The sequence below is a fragment of the Methylophilus sp. genome (assembly GCF_052437885.1).
Taxonomy (GTDB): Bacteria; Pseudomonadota; Gammaproteobacteria; order Burkholderiales; family Methylophilaceae; genus Methylophilus.
Genome location: NZ_JBQVPB010000001.1, coordinates 1 through 15,840 on the forward strand (window position 1 = coordinate 1; position 15,840 = coordinate 15,840).

Below are 15,840 nucleotides of genomic sequence, written 5' to 3' on the forward strand. Positions count from 1 at the left end.
ATAACATTACCAGTTATGTTTGGGGACAATAGCGGTTTGGAACCACCCCTTCCCATCTCGAACAGGGCCGTGAAACGAACTTGCGCCAATGATAGTGTACTCTTCGTATGCGAAAGTAGGTCATCCCCAAGCTCCTTACAAGAAAACCCCGCTAGCAATAGCGGGGTTTTTGCTTTTATAAGACTCAAGTGCTCAGCAAGCTGAGTGGTTTGGTTGAACTGCCCGCCAGCTTAAGTGCCGACACGCATAAAAAAACCCGGTGCACGCACCGGGCTATCAAAGTCTATTAGGATAAAACATTAAATAGACTGCCATGAAATCTGTCTTGCTGTACTGCTGCTTGCTGTACTAGTGATGGTCGTTCACGCCACTTCTACAGGTCTAGCCTGCTTGATGCGGCTGTTATGTGAGTCTTCTCCCTCGTTTGCAAGCATCATAAGAAAACCAGGCCCGCTTGTCATTGACCCAAGTGGGCTATTCAGCACGGATGGCTTTATTTACGCGCAGAATGTAAGGCAGACAATAGGCGCTGGCGTCAAGTTATGGCTTTAAATTTAAAAGGATTTTTGGTATAATGTTCTGGATTGATGGGCTTTACGCCCATTTTTCGTTTCTGGTCGCTATGTTTGGGAAATAAGGGTCGCCATGCAAGATTTGCATTCGGTTGTTGAAAAGACAGTTACCCAGTTGGGGTATGAGTTGGTTGATTTTGAAACGGCCAACCGCGGTAAGTTGCTGCGCGTGTTTATCGACAAGCTGGCACCTACAGATATTAAAGACAGCGTCAATATTGATGACTGCGTGCTGGTCAGTAATCAGCTGGGCAACGTGTTGACGGTTGAGCTGGATATCGATTACGACCGGCTGGAAGTGTCATCCGCAGGACTGGACCGTGTGTTGCGCAAAGAGAATGATTTTATTCGCTTTGCCGGCGAGCGCGTTCAGATCAAGCTGCGGGTAGGGATCAAGGATGATGGCCCTAAAGCCACGCCTACCACGCTGCCAAGAAAAACCTTTTTAGGGATTCTGCAAGGCGTTGAAGAAGGTAAGATAAAGATTGAGTGCGATGGCTGGAATTACAGTTTATCGCTGGATAACATAGACAAGGCTCGTTTGAGCCCGGTTTTTGATTAATTTGTTTAGTTAATTCGTACGGTGCGTTGGAGATTACGATGAGTCGTGAAATATTGTTGTTGGTGGATGCTCTGGCACATGAAAAAAATGTCAGTAAAGAAGTCATTTTTACGGCATTGGAGCTGGCATTGGCTTCGGCAACTAAAAAGAACCATGAAGAAGGTGCCGACATTCGTGTAGAGATAGACCGCGAAAGTGGCGACTACAGTACTTTTAGACGCTGGCAATATGTTGAGTACGATCTGCTCGAAAGCTCTACCTATCAGTTTGACGAAGAAGACGCACGCGCTGAAGGCCGCCAGATCGGTGATTATGTCGAAGAGCCGTTAGAGTCTATCTCTTTTGGCCGTATTGGCGCACAAGCGGCTAAGCAGGTCATTCTGCAAAAAGTACGTGAAGCTGAACGTGAACAAATGATCCAGGACTTTTTGGGTCGTGGCGAAAGCCTGGTCACCGGCGTGATCAAGCGTATGGAAAAAGGCAATGCGATCATCGAAGTTGGCCGCATTGAATGCCTGTTGCCACGTGAGGCCATGATACAAAAAGAAAACCTGCGCGTCGGTGATCGCGTCCGTGCCTATCTGTCACGCGTAGACCGCGGTGGCCGTGGCCCGCAACTGATCCTGTCGCGTATTGCGCCTGATTTCCTCAAGCGCCTGTTCGAACTGGAAGTGCCGGAAATTGAAGAAGGTTTGCTGGAGATCCGTTCTGCAGCACGTGACCCGGGCTTGCGTTCCAAGATTGCAGTCAAAACCAATGACCAGCGCCTGGACCCGGTAGGGACTTGTGTCGGTATGCGTGGTTCACGCGTACAGGCGGTCACTTCAGAGTTGGGTGGCGAGCGTGTCGATATCGTGTTGTGGAGTATGGACCCGGCCCAGTTCGTGATCAATGCACTGGCCCCGGCTGAAGTGAGCTCGATTGTCGTGGATGAAGATGCACACAGCATGGACGTAGTGGTGAGTGAGGAGCAATTAGCGGTGGCGATTGGCCGTAACGGTCAAAACGTGCGCCTGGCTTCAGAACTGACTGGCTGGAGTCTGAATATCCTGACCGAAGAAGCCGCTGCCCAGAAAAACCAGGACGAATACGCAAAGATCAGCCAGTTGTTTATTGAAAAACTGGATGTGGATGAAGAAGTGGCCGACATTCTGGTGCAAGAAGGCTTTAGCACGCTGGAAGAGATCGCTTATGTACCTATCGCAGAAATGGCTGAGATCGATGCCTTTGATGAAGACACTGTGAATGAATTACGTTCACGTGCTCGTGCGGCTTTGTTGACCGAGGCGATCGCCAAGGAAGAGAAAGTTGAAGAAGACACGCACGACTTGATGACGCTTGAAGGTATGGATGCAGACACGGCACACAAGTTGTCTGCTAATAATATTCACTCAAGTGAAGACCTGGCCGAACTGGCTGTGGATGAGCTGGTTGAGTTGACTGGTATAGATGATGAGCGTGCCAAGTCATTGATTATGACTGCACGTGCACCGTGGTTTAAATAATCACGGTTCAAGTGATCGGGTTTAAATAGTCTGGGTTTTGATAACCTGAGTTTAAGCAATCAGCGGCTGTAAGCCGCCAGGCAAGAATCATGCGTACACCTTAAATTAGAATATAAAGTAATTGAACTGGAGCAGTACATGGCACTTTCAACCGTCGCACAATTTGCCGCAGAGCTGGGTCTTCCAACGACCCTGCTCATCGAGCAACTGAAAGGCGCAGGCGTGAATAAAACGTCTGTGGATGATTTTTTGGAAGAAGGTGACAAGGCTGCACTGCTGGATTACTTGCGTAAAGAGCATGGCGCTGCCAATGCTCCAAAAAACAAGATCACCCTGATGCGCAAACAGAACACCGAAATCAAAAAAACGGATAGTTCAGGTAAAGCACGCACTATTCAGGTTGAAGTACGCAAAAAACGTGTATTAGAGCGCCCTGAAGATGGCGCTTATGAATCTCCGTTAGATGCAGCAGCGGTTGAAGAAGTAGCGACTGCGTTGCCTGAAGAGCTGGAAGAAACACCAGTCGTTGAAGTACAGCCAGAAATCGAAGCGCCGGTCATCGAAGAACCAGTGGCAGAAGCCGAACCTGAGCCGGTGGTAGAGCCAGTGGCTGAAGTGGCCGAGTCTGCGCCTGAAGCAGTTGCACCAGTGGCGGCGCCTGTCGCCAAAGCCAAAGGTGCGGTATTGTCTGTGCAAGAAATCGCTTTGCGTGAAAACGAAGCGGCGCGCCATGCTAAATTGTTATCGCTCCAAGCAGAAGATGTACAACGTAAGCAGGCATTGACACTGCGTCGCGCTGAAGAAGAAGCGAAACGCCAGGCCGATGCCGAAGCCGCCAAGAACAAGCCTGCCGCTCCGACAAAATTGTCAGAAGGTACATTGCATAAGCCAGCGAACAAAGTCGCTGACAAACCGGCAGACAGCAAAGATAAAAAGGCCAAGCCGGGTAACCGCGACTGGAACGATAACGAAAACAAAAAACGCGGTATTAAAACCCGCGGTGATGCAGCGGGTGGCGCCTCTCAAGGCTGGCGCACGCCCAAAGGCAAGCATCACAAATCTAACAAAGATGATCAACACGCATTTAATGCACCAACTGAGCCTGTGATCAAAGAAGTGATGATCCCTGAAACCATTTCAGTGGCTGATCTGGCACACAAAATGTCAGTCAAGGCAGCTGAAGTGATCAAGGCTTTAATGAAAATGGGCATGATGGTCACCATCAACCAGGTTTTGGATCAAGATACCGCGATCATTCTGGTGGAAGAAATGGGCCATAAAGCCCTGGCCGCTGCTGCCAACGATCCTGAGAGTTTCCTCGAAGCAACTGATATGACGGAAGCCGTGTTGCAAGCACGCCCGCCTGTCGTCACTGTCATGGGTCACGTCGACCATGGTAAAACCTCCTTGCTGGATTATATCCGCCGTAGCCGTGTTGCTTCTGGTGAAGCCGGTGGCATCACCCAGCACATTGGCGCCTACCATGTGGAAACACCGCGTGGCATGGTGACTTTCCTGGATACCCCGGGTCACGAGGCATTTACTGCCATGCGTGCCCGCGGTGCCAAGGCCACCGATATTGTGATCCTGGTGGTGTCTGCCGATGACGGCGTGATGCCACAAACCATAGAGGCGATACACCACGCTAAAGCGGGTAATGTGCCTATCGTGGTGGCGATCAACAAGATAGATAAACCAGAAGCGCAGCCTGAGCGTGTGAAAAGCGAACTGATCACGCATGAAGTGGTGCCGGAAGAATATGGTGGTGAAGCCATGTTCCGTGAGGTGTCTGCTAAAACAGGTAAAGGCATCGATGAGCTGTTAGAAGCTGTGCTGTTACAGGCAGAAGTGCTTGAGCTGATGGCACCACAAAATACGCCGGCCACAGGCCTGGTGATTGAAGGCCGTCTGGATAAAGGCCGTGGTCCGGTCACTACCGTATTGGTACAGTCTGGTATCCTGCGCCGCGGCGATATGTTGCTGGCGGGCACTGCTTATGGCCGTGTACGCGCCATGCTGGATGAGAACGGTAATGACATCAAAGAAGCCGGTCCTTCTATTCCGGTAGAAGTGCTTGGTTTGTCTGACGTGCCTAGTGCCGGTGAAGAAACTATCGTTCTGAATGACGAGCGTAAGGCACGTGAGATCGCTTTATTCCGTCAAGGCAAGTTCCGTGATGTGAAACTGGCTAAACAGCATGCAGCCAAGCTGGAAAATATTTTTGAAAATATGGGTGAAGGCGCAGTGCAGACATTGAACCTGATTGTGAAATCAGATGTTCAGGGTTCTTTCGAGGCATTGACCACCAGCCTGCAAAAACTGTCTACCAGCGAAGTGCGCGTTAACATCATCCATACGGCTGTAGGTGCCATCAGTGAGTCTGATGTCAACCTGGCAGCTGCATCTAAAGCGGTATTGATAGGCTTTAACGTGCGTGCCGATACTGGCGCACGCAAGCTGGTTGAAACCATGGGTGTGGATCTGCGCTACTACAACATTATTTATGAAGCAGTAGACGAGATCAAAGCTGCACTGGGTGGCATGCTGGCACCAGAGCAGAAAGAGCAGATGATAGGTACGGTGGAGATCCGCGAAGTGTACCGTATCTCCAAAGTGGGCTCTGTGGCTGGTTGTTATGTACAGGACGGCGTGGTCAAACGGAATGCCAAAGTGCGTCTGTTGCGTAACAATGTGATCATTCATACTGGTGAGCTGGATTCGCTGAAGCGCTTTAAAGACGACGTCAAGGAAGTGAAAAACAACCTTGAATGTGGTCTGTCACTCAAGAACTACAACGAGATCGAAGTCGGCGATACGCTGGAAATATATGAAGTCGTTGAAGTGGCTCGTACGCTTTGACTTTAAAATCCGTCATGATGCTTTGTTGCCACCCAAAAAATGTTCGCTTACATATTCAAGATATGCCGCGCTCCATTTTTTGTGTGACGCCTGGCCTCATTTAGGCTTTTAAAGTCAGGAGGAATAAATGGCTAAAGCATTTTCACGTAACGACCGTGTATCCGAGCAAATACGCCGCGAACTGGCGGATCTGCTCATGTTCGAGGTGAAAGACCCGCGTGTGCACATGGTCACCTTGACCGATGTTGAAGTGGCTGGTGACATGGCACATGCAAAGGTGTTCTACACTGCCGCTAAAAACAGCAAAGGCCTGCAGGAAGGCCTGGAAAAAGCCGCCGGTTTTTTACGCTCGCAACTAGGCAAACGCATGATGCTGCGTACCATGCCGCAACTGCATTTTGTCTATGACGAATCCATAGACCGCGGCATGCACATGGATAAGCTGATCAACCAGGCGGTTTCCGAACCAGCAGTGCCTGAACCGGCTGCGCCCGATACAGCGCAAGAATAATTCTTTTATGCAAACCAAACGCATCAAACGCGCCGTTCACGGCGTGTTACTGCTTGATAAGCCGCATGGCTACTCATCCAACCAGGCATTGCAGAAGGTCAAATGGCTGTACCAGGCACAAAAAGCCGGCCATACCGGCACGCTGGACCCGCTGGCGACTGGCGTACTGCCTATTTGCCTGGGTGAAGCGACCAAGTTTGCGCAACACCTGACCGACGAGAACAAGACCTATATTGCCACCGTCAAATTTGGCGTCACCACGACCACCGGCGATAAAGAAGGCGATATTCTGCAGCAGGTCGCCTGCAATGTGCAGCCACAGCAGATCAATGCGGTACTGCCTGCGTTGACAGGTGAAATCACCCAGATCCCGCCCATGTATTCTGCCCTCAAGGTAGATGGCAAACCCTTGTATGCTTATGCCAGGGAAGGCATAGAACTGGAACGCAAGCCACGCCAGGTGACTATCTATGCGCTGGAATTGCTGGAGTGCCAGGATAATATTGCGCGTATAACCGTCACCTGCAGTAAAGGCACGTATATCCGCACGCTGGCCGAAGATATAGGCCATGCGCTAAAGGTAGGTGCCCACCTGACAGATTTGCGCAGGACAGCGACAGCCACCTACCAGATAGGGCATACGGTGACACTGGAAGCTCTGGAAGCCATGAGCCTGGAAGCACGGGATGCACTGTTGCTGCCAGTGGACACTGCTATTACTGCTCTGCCTAAATTAGAGCTTTCTGTAGATGCCGCGTATTATTTCAAGCAGGGCAACCCGGTATGGCTGCCTGGCCTGATACCCGAGGGTGATTTGCGGGTTTACAGTGAAGCAGGCTTGTTTCTCGGCCTGGGTGTGCAACTGGCGAATGGCCGCATCGCGCCCAAGCGGGTGGTGAATTTATAACGTCACTGTCTGGCTGGTCTTTATAAAGACTTCCTGGATAAGAGCATCCTGGTAAAACGGTCATTGAGGGGAGTAACATGCATTTCTGGTTACGCAGTTATGTACTTGGTTTCTTGATGCTATCCATACTGCCGCCTGATTGCCAGGCCGCACCTGTCACACTGCTCTACAGTGAACGCTTTCTGCAGCATGATGCCGGTAGCGGCCACCCAGATACCCCGGACCGGCTTGCAACTATCGTCCAGCAACTTAAACAGCACAACACCCTGAACGACCAGCTGCGCTGGCCTGTGTTTTCTGCCGCCAGCCGCACAGACTTGCTCGCTGTGCATCAAGCCAGCTACCTTGACCTGTTAGAAGCCGGGCAGCAACAGCTAAGCCCCACCAGACCTTATCTCACCTTAACTACCGGCGATACCGTGATCTCAAAAGATTCGCTAGCCGTCGCCAGGCTGGCAAGTGGTGCCGCCATGGCAGGTGTCGATGCAGTCATGCAGCAGCAGAGCAAGAGTGCGTTCGCGCTGGTCAGGCCGCCCGGGCATCACGCCACCGCAGATCGCGGCATGGGGTTCTGTATTTACAATCATGTGGCGGTTGCAGCGCGCTATGCGCAAAAGCAATATGCTGTGAAAAAGATATTGATCGTGGATATAGACGTGCACCACGGCAACGGCACCCAGGATATTTTTGCGCAGGATGACAGTGTGTTTTACTTTAGCGCACATCAGCACCCGCTTTATCCGAGGTCAGGCCGTCCGCAAGAGACCGGGCTTGGCAAAGGCAAGGGTTACACCATGAATATAGATATAGCACCAGGCAGTGACGAGTCGGTGCTGCTGGCAGCCATAGAAAAACAACTGCTACCTGCCATGCAAGGGTTTCAGCCCGAGCTGATCTTAGTCTCGGCTGGGTTGGATACGCACCAGGGTGATTTACTTGGCGGCTTGAATTATTCAGATGCCGGTTACGCCGCCATCGCGCGCAAAGTGATCGGCTTGGCTGATCAGTACGCGCAAGGCAGAAGCGTCTGGGTGCTGGAAGGGGGCTATGTGCCAGCAAACAATGCCCATGCAGTTGAGTCTATCTTGCAGACCCTGATAGTGCAGTAGTCATAGATAGTGCAGTAGTCATATTTTTGCAACAAAATTGCAAAAAAGGTGGCGCGAGATATGTTAATATATTCAACATGTTAAAGCGGTTTTATATTTATGTGCTCTTGTCCATGCTGTTTGCGGTCACGCAGATCAGTTTGGCCGCGCATGAGATCAGCCACTTAAACGAGCTTGCCAGCCAGTCACAACCTGATTCTAAGCATACCGGCAGCGAGCCTTGTACGCTCTGCTTGAGCCTGTCTTTAATGGCAGGTGCTTTGCCCACACTGACTTTTGTCTTCCCGGTGGTCACCAGCGCTGAGCCGGTTGATACCTTTGCCTCCCACGCTTTGGTGCAGTCCTTTCACAGGATCTACGCTGCACGTGCCCCACCTGTACTCACTCAACTTTAAGCACCCTATCACCGCGCATCAGCGCGTTTGAATCATTGTTTGCAGAGGCTGTTGCCACATGACTGTGGCGTGTGTGCTTGTCTGCGAACGGATAATTGTTGAGAAAGAATCATGATGAATACAGTGAAACACACTGCCCGTGTGTCCCGGTTAACCCTGAACCCGATCTGGCTGGCGTTAACGACAGCATTGACGTTACCAGTCACGGCCTTGCATGCCGAAGAACACAGCCACACCCTGGATCTGGACAATGTGCCGGTCACCGGCAATCCATTAGGGGTCGCCTCTGATGATATGGTAGTGCCGGTCTCGGTGCTGGGCGGGCGTGAACTGAGTTTGCGGCGCCAGGGTACACTGGGCGAAACATTGAATGGTATTCCCGGCGTCACCGCCACGCAATTTGGCCCCAATGCATCACGCCCTATCATTCGCGGCCTGGATGGTGAGCGCGTGCGTATCATGCAAAACGGCGTCGGCATCCTGGATGCAGGATCTCTCAGTTTTGACCATGCGGTAGCAATAGACCCGCTGGTCATAGAGCAGATCGATGTTGTGCGCGGGCCAGCGGCTTTGCTCTATGGTGGCAGTGCGGTCGGTGGCGTGGTGAATGCCATTGATCACCGCATTCCCAAAGAGCCTTTAAATGGCGCCACTGGCCGTGCCGAAGCACGTTTTGGCGGTCCGGACAGCACACGCAATGGCGCCGCTGTGGTGGATGTAGGCAATGGTACGTTTGCGATCCATGCAGATGTATATACACGTGAAACCAGCAACCTGGATATCCCAGGCTATGCCGTTTCCAAGCGCAAAGCGCTGGCGGATGGCGAGGCACGTACCAATAACGGAAAACTTGGTAACAGTAGCGCCAATGCCGATGGTGCAGCGTTGGGCGCGGCATGGACATTCGATACAGGTTATCTGGGTATTTCCTACGCCAATATGAATAACAATTATGGTGTGGTGGCTGAAGACAATGTGCGTATCGATATGGACCAGCAGCGCTGGGAGATGGCCGGTGAAGTGAGGGAACTGCGCGGTCCCATCCAGAAACTGAAATTACGCATGGCGCATACTGATTACCAGCACGTCGAACTGGAAGATGGCGAAGCGGTGACAACATTTAAGAACCGGGGTATGGAAGGCAGCCTGGAGGCAACGCATGTGCCCTGGGCCGGTATCAATGGCGTGGTCGGCTATCAACTTCAGAACACACGTTTCCAGGCGCTGGGCGAAGAGGCCTTTGTGCCTAATGTAGTGACACAATCACAGGCGCTGTATGTCTATGAAGAGTTGCCTATAGATAAGCACAAGATCACCTTTGGCGCACGCTTTGGTGAAACCTCAGTCAACTCAACAGCGGATGATAAATTTACCCAGGCATTTAACAACCGCTTCAATCCTAACAGCTTTGCTTTAGGTGGTTTATATACGCTCAATGATGCCTGGAGTGCGACGGCTAACCTGTCACATAATGAACGTGCGCCTAGCTACTTCGAGCTATATGCCAATGGCGAACACGCCGCAACCGGGCAATTTGAAGTCGGTAGCGCCAACCTCGATAAAGAAATATCCAATGGTATTGATGCGCAGTTGAAGTGGAAGGCCAACGGCCACAGCATCACGTTGGGTGCTTATGCTACCCGCTTCCAGAATTTTATCGGGCTATTGAATTCAGGCGAGACCGACCCCGGGACAGGTCAGCCGATTGCCAATTTCACTGCAGTGCCGGCTTTGTTCAAAGGGCTGGAACTGGAAGGCAAGTTTGCCCTGAACGACGAGTGGACACTTAAAATGCGTGGTGACTATGTACATGCCAAAGATACCCGCAACAACGAGTACCTGCCGCGCATCTCCCCATGGCGTCTCGGCGGCGGCCTGGATTACCGTTTGGGTAACTGGAATGCGCGTGTCGATGTGTTGCGTGCTTTCAAGCAGAATGACGTCGCCGAAAACGAGTTGAAAACTGATGGCTATACCAACCTGAGCGCACTGCTGGCTTACAAGCTGCCAGTGAAATATCACGTTGAATTGTTTGCCAAAGCGAATAACCTGCTGAATGACGAGATCCGCGAGCATGCCTCTTTCCTCAAGGATATTTCTCCGGCGGGTTCGCGTGCTATCCTGGTAGGTGCCAGGGCTGACTTCTAGCATTGAGAGTGTCTGCCGCAATATGACAAAATAAAAAAGGTTGGCGATCGCCAACCTTTTTTTATTTGCCTGAACACGTTGATTCAGAATTTAGCCGAGTAATATCAGACCCCACACGACCCCCAGGTTGATTAGTGCCAGCAGCACCGCAGCACTGCCGATATCCTTGGCACGTTTGGCCAGTGCGTGGCGCTCTATCGATACACGGTCTACCACCGCTTCCACCGCAGAATTCAGTAATTCCACTATCATGACCAGCAGCACGCTGCCTACCATCAGGATACGGTGCAAGGCTTGGGCTTCAAGATAGAACGCCAGCGGGATCAGCACCAGCGACAGCCATACTTCCTGTCTGAAGGCGTCTTCATGCTGGTAGGCGGCCTTAAAACCGTCCATGGAGTAACCGAAAGCATTCACCAGGCGGCGCAGGCCGGTTTTGCCTTTGAACGGGCTTTCTTCGTGAGTGGGTGAGGGTTTGTTTTGCATGGATAGTCTCTAAAATTCTACATCACATTTTAACATGCGCTATGATAACGCTTTTAGCAGTGGAATGAGGATGAACATGGCAAGATTGGTGCAGTGCGTGAAACTGGGCAAAGAGCTGGACGGGCTGGATTTCCCTCCCTATCCTGGCGAGCTGGGTAAAAAGATTTATCTGCATGTGTCCAAGGAAGCATGGGCAGGTTGGCTAAAGCAGCAAACCATGCTGGTCAATGAGAACCGCCTGAGCCTGGCAGATGCCAGTGCCAGGAAATATCTGTCTGAGCAAACTGAAAAGTATTTCTTTGGGGATGGTGCGGATGTCGCCACGGGTTATGTGCCACCCAGTGCTTAAATCACCGGGCTGAAAAAAAGCACTCCTAGGAGTGCTTTTTGTTTGGCTGATCAAGACATGGTTTCGCGTTTGATGTCTTCCAGGCTGGTGTGGCGTATATCTTTGCCTTTCACCATGTAGACCACATATTCGGAAATATTTTTCGCGTGGTCACCGATACGCTCCACCGCTTTTGCCACAAACAACACTTCCAGTGACATGGAGATGGTGCGTGGGTCTTCCAGCATAAATGTGATCAGCTGACGCATGGCGGCGCGGAATTGCTCGTCGACCTGCTCATCCTGTTTGGCTACTTCTACTGTCTGGCTCACGTCCAGACGCGCAAATGAATCCAGCGAAGTGCGCAGCATCTCGCGCACGATGCCGACCATGGATTTGATCTCGTTAAAACGCGGTTTATACATGCGGTCCTGCTCGTAGATACGCTGTGCAGTGCGCGCGATCTTGGTTGCTTCGTCGCCTATACGTTCCAGGTCGGTAATGGTTTTCACCATCATCATGATCATGCGCAGGTCACGTGCCGCTGGCTGGCGGCGGGCGATGATATGGCTACAGTCTTCATCAACCTGTACTTCCAGTGCGTTGACGCGAGCATCACGCGCCATCACGTCTTTGGCCAGATTGACATCGGCAGTCGTAAGCGATTCCAGCGCGTTTACAATCTGCTGTTCAACCAGCCCACCCATTTCCAGAACCTTGGCGCGTACCGATTCCAGTTCAACATCATATTGTTTTGAGGTGTGTTCAAATTGCATGACGTAATTTCCTAATTATTGTGCCCGCTAGGTTACCAGTACAATATGACAAGTTTATGATAGTTGTTAGCGTGATAGTTTTCAATTATTTGGTCAGGGTTTTAACACCGTTTGGCGTTGCCAGCAGCAAGACATTGGCTGGACGTGACGCAAACAAGCCATTGGTCACTACGCCGACGATCTGGTTGATTTTTGTTTCCAGTTCTATCGGGTCAGTGATGGTCAGGCCGTGCACGTCCAGAATAATGTTGCCATTATCAGTGGTGAAATCACGCAGTTTTGGCTGGCCGCCAAGTTTGACCAGCTCACGTGCGACCTGGCTACGGGCCATAGGTAATACTTCCACTGGCAATGGGAATTTACCCATGACCGGTACAAATTTGCTTTCGTCACAGATGCAGATAAATGATTTGGCCACCGCTGCCACGATCTTTTCACGTGTCAATGCACCGCCGCCGCCTTTGAGCATATGCAGGTGCTCGGTGATTTCATCGGCGCCGTCTACATAAATATCCAGGCTGTCTACGCTGTTTAAATCGAATACTTCAATGCCGTGGGCGCGCAAACGTTGCGCGGTCGCTTCTGAGCTGGCTACTGCGCCTTCGATCTTATGTTTGACCTTGGCGAGTTCATCAATAAAAAAATTGGCGGTAGAGCCGGTGCCCACGCCTATGATGCCGTCTTTTACGTAGGTGATTGCCGCTTTTGCCACTTCCAGTTTGAGTGCGTCTTGTTGTGCTTTATCCAATGCCATCTGCTTAAATCCTTGATTAATTCTTTATAATACAAACAATTTCCTATCATACACTGCAACCATGCGGTTTTAAAATCTTAAAGCACTTGATGACCACCGACTACCGCGAAAAAATCGAACACTCCCAAGTCTATGCCGTTGCCCGCCACACGCCGCTGGACCTGATGCCTAACCTGAGTGTGCGCCTGCGTAACCAGGTCCTGCTCAAACGCGAGGATATGCAGCCGGTATTCTCATTCAAGTTGCGTGGTGCCTATAACAAAATGGCCAACCTCTCTGCCGAGGCGCTTGCGCGCGGCGTGATCTGCGCCAGTGCCGGCAACCACGCGCAAGGGGTGGCGCTCAGTGCGCAAAAGCTGGGTTGCCGTGCGGTGATCGTGATGCCGACGACTACGCCAGCGATCAAGATCAATGCCGTGCGGGCGCGTGGTGCGGAAGTGCTGCTGTTTGGCGACAGTTATTCAGACGCATATGCCCATGCACTGGAAGTTGAAAAATCCGAAGGCCTGACCTTTGTGCACCCTTATGATGACCCGGATGTGATCGCCGGCCAGGGCACGATCGCCATGGAAGTGTTGCAGGATCACCCCGAGCCTATAGAGGCGATCTTCTGTTGTGTAGGCGGCGGCGGTCTGCTGGCTGGGGTGGCTGCGTATATCAAGGCTTTGCGCCCTGAGATCAAAGTCATAGGCGTAGAGGCGCAAGATGCCGAAGCCATGACAGCATCGCTGCAAAGCGGCCGGCGCATCATGCTGGAACAAGTGGGCTTGTTTGCCGACGGCGCAGCCGTCAAGCAGGTGGGCGAGCATACCTTTGCGTTGGTGCAACAATATGTTGATGACATGATAGTGGTCGATAACGATGAGATCTGTGCCGCGATCAAGGATGTGTTTGAAGATACCCGCAGCATACTGGAACCGGCCGGCGCGCTGGCGGTGGCCGGCTTGAAAGCCTATGCCGCGCAACATGGGCTGCAGGGCAAGAATCTGGTAGCGGTCGCCTCCGGCGCCAATATGAATTTTGACCGCCTGCGCTTTATTGCCGAACGTGCCGAACTGGGCGAGCACCGCGAAGCGGTGTTTGCGGTGACCATCCCGGAGACACCTGGCGCTTTCAAGACGTTTTGCCGCTTGCTGGGCAACCGTAATATCACCGAATTCAATTACCGCTACGCCGATGCCAGGCAGGCACATATCTTTGTTGGCGTCTCGGTACAAAGCACTGGCGAGCCGGCCGAGATCACACGGGCGCTGGATGCGGCCGGGTTAAAAGCCCTGGACCTGACCGGCAATGAAATGGCCAAATTGCATTTGCGGCACCTGGTGGGCGGCCATGCGCCGCAAGCGCAGCATGAAGTGGTCTACCGCTTCGAGTTTCCCGAGAAACCCGGCGCTTTGATGAACTTTCTCGAATCTATGGGTCACAACTGGAACATCAGTTTGTTTCATTACCGTAACCATGGCGCTGATTTTGGCCGCGTGCTGGTAGGCATGCAAGTGCCGCCTGAAGAGAAGGCGGCGTTTGAGCAGTTTCTCAAGCAATTAGGCTATCCCTACTGGGATGAAAGCGCTAACCCGGCCTATCAATTATTCCTCGGCTGAGAGGGATTGGTCGGCTGAAAACAGCCATGATGGTGGTTTATAACAGCCAATTTTGCGGGCGTATTGATATCAATCAGTATTGGGTGGCGCCTGGTGCCCGTTTACCGGGCGAGAATGATTTTTGCTGGTGTGATTAAACTTTAAATAATAATCAGGAGATACTTTGCATGTTGAACTCACCTTTCGCGCGTCGTACGCGCATCAGTTTGCTACTGCTGGCGCTGGTTGCCAGCGTGGCTGCCTGTAATAAAGTCGACGAATCCGCGCCAGAGGCTGCCGCCCCTGCTGCCAGTGCGCCGGCTGGCGCTGTGGCCTATGTGTCTACCCAGGATGCAGGCGTAGATGTCATTGACCTGACCACCTGGCAAGTCGCCAGGCATTTTGACGTCAAGGCAACCGGCCCACGCGGCCTGGCAGTCACAGACGACGGTAAGAAACTGATAGTCGCGACTAAAGATAACGAAAGTATCTCTGTGATCGATACGGCGACAGGCGAAGTCCTGCAGCAGATCAATGTCGGCAAAAACCCCGAATTTGTGCGCGTGAGCGGCAATTATGCTTTTGTATCATCCGAGCCTAGCTCAAAAGGCGGGCCTCCACCAAAAGCAGGTGAAGAAGACGACGATGACGATGATGATGAAAAAGTACCGGCCAAGATCGCGGTGGTTGATTTAAGCAAAGGCGAGAAGATCCGCGAGATCACTGGCGGGCCGGAAACCGAAGGTATCGAGTTTTCAGCCGATGGCACGCAACTGGTGATCACCAACGAAGCCGATAATACGGTGACCGTGCATAACATTGAAACCGGCGAACTGATCAAAACCGTGCAGACACATGCGCATGGTGACCGTCCGCGTGGTATCAAGGTCTCACCAGACGGCAACACCTATCTGGCCACGCTGGAATTCGGCAATAAATTCCTGGTGCTGGATAAAGAGTTCAATGTGGTGCGCACGGTAGATACCGCAGAAACGCCGTATGGCATTGCCTATGATGCCAAAGGCGAGCGTATCTTTGTCGCCACCAATAAGGCCAAATTGTTGCAGGTGTTTGATGCCAAGACCTATGACAAGATCAAGGAAGTGCCAACCGGCAATCGTTGCTGGCATTTCAGCTTTACCCCGGACAACAAGGATATCCTGTTGGCATGCGGCAAGTCTGATGCCGTATTTGTGATCGATGCCGAAAAACTAGAAGTGACCAAGCAGGTGGAAGTGAAAAACATGCCTTGGGGTGTGGTCACCTTCCCTAAAGCCATGGGTAGCCTGGAAAACGCTAAATAATCATAGCTGACCCAAATAAGAAAGCCCGCAGCGATGCGGGCTTT

At 51.8% G+C, this 15,840-nt stretch carries 14 protein-coding genes and 1 rRNA gene; 12 read left to right on the plus strand and 3 right to left on the minus strand.

Annotation, left to right across the window (positions count from 1 at the left end):
• Window positions 1–18 precede the first annotated feature (18 nt).
• The 9 genes from rrf to ACT6RZ_RS00045 all read left to right on the plus strand — a co-directional run bounded on the left by rrf (window position 19) and on the right by ACT6RZ_RS00045 (window position 10,568).
• Window positions 19–132, plus strand: a 5S ribosomal RNA gene (rrf, locus tag ACT6RZ_RS00005).
• Window positions 133–645: 513 nt separating this feature from the next.
• On the plus strand, window positions 646–1,134 hold the full coding sequence (gene rimP, locus ACT6RZ_RS00010; RefSeq protein WP_444700145.1) for a ribosome maturation factor RimP: 489 nt from the start codon (window positions 646–648) through the stop codon (window positions 1,132–1,134).
• 38 nt (window positions 1,135–1,172) lie between these two features.
• Window positions 1,173–2,639 carry a transcription termination factor NusA gene (nusA, locus tag ACT6RZ_RS00015; RefSeq protein WP_444700146.1) on the plus strand — a complete coding sequence of 489 codons (1,467 nt, stop codon included), beginning with the start codon at window positions 1,173–1,175 and terminating at the stop codon, window positions 2,637–2,639.
• Between the two features lie 138 nt (window positions 2,640–2,777).
• A complete protein-coding gene (gene infB, locus ACT6RZ_RS00020) occupies window positions 2,778–5,498 on the plus strand; it encodes a translation initiation factor IF-2 (protein ID WP_444700147.1) in 2,721 nt (906 codons plus the stop codon).
• 127 nt (window positions 5,499–5,625) lie between these two features.
• Window positions 5,626–6,009 carry a 30S ribosome-binding factor RbfA gene (gene rbfA, locus ACT6RZ_RS00025; protein ID WP_444700148.1) on the plus strand — a complete coding sequence of 128 codons (384 nt, stop codon included), beginning with the start codon at window positions 5,626–5,628 and terminating at the stop codon, window positions 6,007–6,009.
• A 7-nt stretch (window positions 6,010–6,016) separates the two neighbouring features.
• Entirely contained in the window at window positions 6,017–6,916 is a 900-nt protein-coding gene (gene truB / locus ACT6RZ_RS00030) for a tRNA pseudouridine(55) synthase TruB (RefSeq protein WP_444700149.1), read from the plus strand.
• 77 nt (window positions 6,917–6,993) lie between these two features.
• Window positions 6,994–8,025 (plus strand): histone deacetylase family protein, encoded by a 1,032-nt coding sequence (locus tag ACT6RZ_RS00035; RefSeq protein ID WP_444700150.1) that lies wholly within the window; start codon window positions 6,994–6,996, stop codon window positions 8,023–8,025.
• Window positions 8,026–8,102: 77 nt separating this feature from the next.
• Entirely contained in the window at window positions 8,103–8,420 is a 318-nt protein-coding gene (locus ACT6RZ_RS00040) for a hypothetical protein (RefSeq protein WP_444700151.1), read from the plus strand.
• Window positions 8,421–8,534: 114 nt separating this feature from the next.
• Window positions 8,535–10,568, plus strand: a complete 2,034-nt coding sequence (locus ACT6RZ_RS00045) for a TonB-dependent receptor (protein WP_444700152.1) — start codon at window positions 8,535–8,537, stop codon at window positions 10,566–10,568.
• Window positions 10,569–10,658: 90 nt separating this feature from the next.
• Here the strand turns inward: ACT6RZ_RS00045 and ACT6RZ_RS00050 are convergent, their stop codons facing one another.
• A complete protein-coding gene (locus ACT6RZ_RS00050; RefSeq protein ID WP_444700153.1) occupies window positions 10,659–11,054 on the minus strand; it encodes a diacylglycerol kinase in 396 nt (131 codons plus the stop codon).
• 76 nt (window positions 11,055–11,130) lie between these two features.
• Between ACT6RZ_RS00050 and ACT6RZ_RS00055 the strand changes: the two genes are divergently transcribed.
• Entirely contained in the window at window positions 11,131–11,403 is a 273-nt protein-coding gene (locus ACT6RZ_RS00055; protein WP_379033986.1) for an oxidative damage protection protein, read from the plus strand.
• Between the two features lie 50 nt (window positions 11,404–11,453).
• On the opposite strand, the gene phoU is transcribed toward ACT6RZ_RS00055, so the two are convergent.
• Window positions 11,454–12,158 (minus strand): phosphate signaling complex protein PhoU, encoded by a 705-nt coding sequence (phoU, locus tag ACT6RZ_RS00060; protein WP_444700154.1) that lies wholly within the window; start codon window positions 12,156–12,158, stop codon window positions 11,454–11,456.
• Between the two features lie 85 nt (window positions 12,159–12,243).
• Window positions 12,244–12,912: a ribose-5-phosphate isomerase RpiA gene (gene rpiA / locus ACT6RZ_RS00065; protein WP_444700155.1), complete on the minus strand. Its 669-nt coding sequence runs from the start codon at window positions 12,910–12,912 to the stop codon at window positions 12,244–12,246.
• An 89-nt stretch (window positions 12,913–13,001) separates the two neighbouring features.
• On the opposite strand from rpiA, the gene ilvA reads away from it, so the two are divergent.
• Both ilvA and ACT6RZ_RS00075 read left to right on the plus strand, forming a co-directional pair.
• A complete protein-coding gene (ilvA, locus tag ACT6RZ_RS00070) occupies window positions 13,002–14,513 on the plus strand; it encodes a threonine ammonia-lyase, biosynthetic (protein WP_444700156.1) in 1,512 nt (503 codons plus the stop codon).
• Between the two features lie 167 nt (window positions 14,514–14,680).
• A complete protein-coding gene (locus ACT6RZ_RS00075) occupies window positions 14,681–15,796 on the plus strand; it encodes a YVTN family beta-propeller repeat protein (RefSeq protein WP_444700157.1) in 1,116 nt (371 codons plus the stop codon).
• Window positions 15,797–15,840 lie beyond the last annotated feature (44 nt).

Coding starts and splice junctions, on each gene's coding strand:
- rpiA (WP_444700155.1), bottom strand. CDS start 12,912: ATGGCATTGGATAAAGCACAACAAGACGCACTCAAACTGGAAGTGGCA.
- ACT6RZ_RS00035 (WP_444700150.1), top strand. CDS start 6,994: ATGCATTTCTGGTTACGCAGTTATGTACTTGGTTTCTTGATGCTATCC.
- phoU (WP_444700154.1), bottom strand. CDS start 12,158: ATGCAATTTGAACACACCTCAAAACAATATGATGTTGAACTGGAATCG.
- rbfA (WP_444700148.1), top strand. CDS start 5,626: ATGGCTAAAGCATTTTCACGTAACGACCGTGTATCCGAGCAAATACGC.
- nusA (WP_444700146.1), top strand. CDS start 1,173: ATGAGTCGTGAAATATTGTTGTTGGTGGATGCTCTGGCACATGAAAAA.
- ACT6RZ_RS00055 (WP_379033986.1), top strand. CDS start 11,131: ATGGCAAGATTGGTGCAGTGCGTGAAACTGGGCAAAGAGCTGGACGGG.
- ilvA (WP_444700156.1), top strand. CDS start 13,002: ATGACCACCGACTACCGCGAAAAAATCGAACACTCCCAAGTCTATGCC.
- infB (WP_444700147.1), top strand. CDS start 2,778: ATGGCACTTTCAACCGTCGCACAATTTGCCGCAGAGCTGGGTCTTCCA.
- ACT6RZ_RS00045 (WP_444700152.1), top strand. CDS start 8,535: ATGAATACAGTGAAACACACTGCCCGTGTGTCCCGGTTAACCCTGAAC.
- ACT6RZ_RS00075 (WP_444700157.1), top strand. CDS start 14,681: ATGTTGAACTCACCTTTCGCGCGTCGTACGCGCATCAGTTTGCTACTG.
- ACT6RZ_RS00050 (WP_444700153.1), bottom strand. CDS start 11,054: ATGCAAAACAAACCCTCACCCACTCACGAAGAAAGCCCGTTCAAAGGC.
- ACT6RZ_RS00040 (WP_444700151.1), top strand. CDS start 8,103: ATGTTAAAGCGGTTTTATATTTATGTGCTCTTGTCCATGCTGTTTGCG.
- rimP (WP_444700145.1), top strand. CDS start 646: ATGCAAGATTTGCATTCGGTTGTTGAAAAGACAGTTACCCAGTTGGGG.
- truB (WP_444700149.1), top strand. CDS start 6,017: ATGCAAACCAAACGCATCAAACGCGCCGTTCACGGCGTGTTACTGCTT.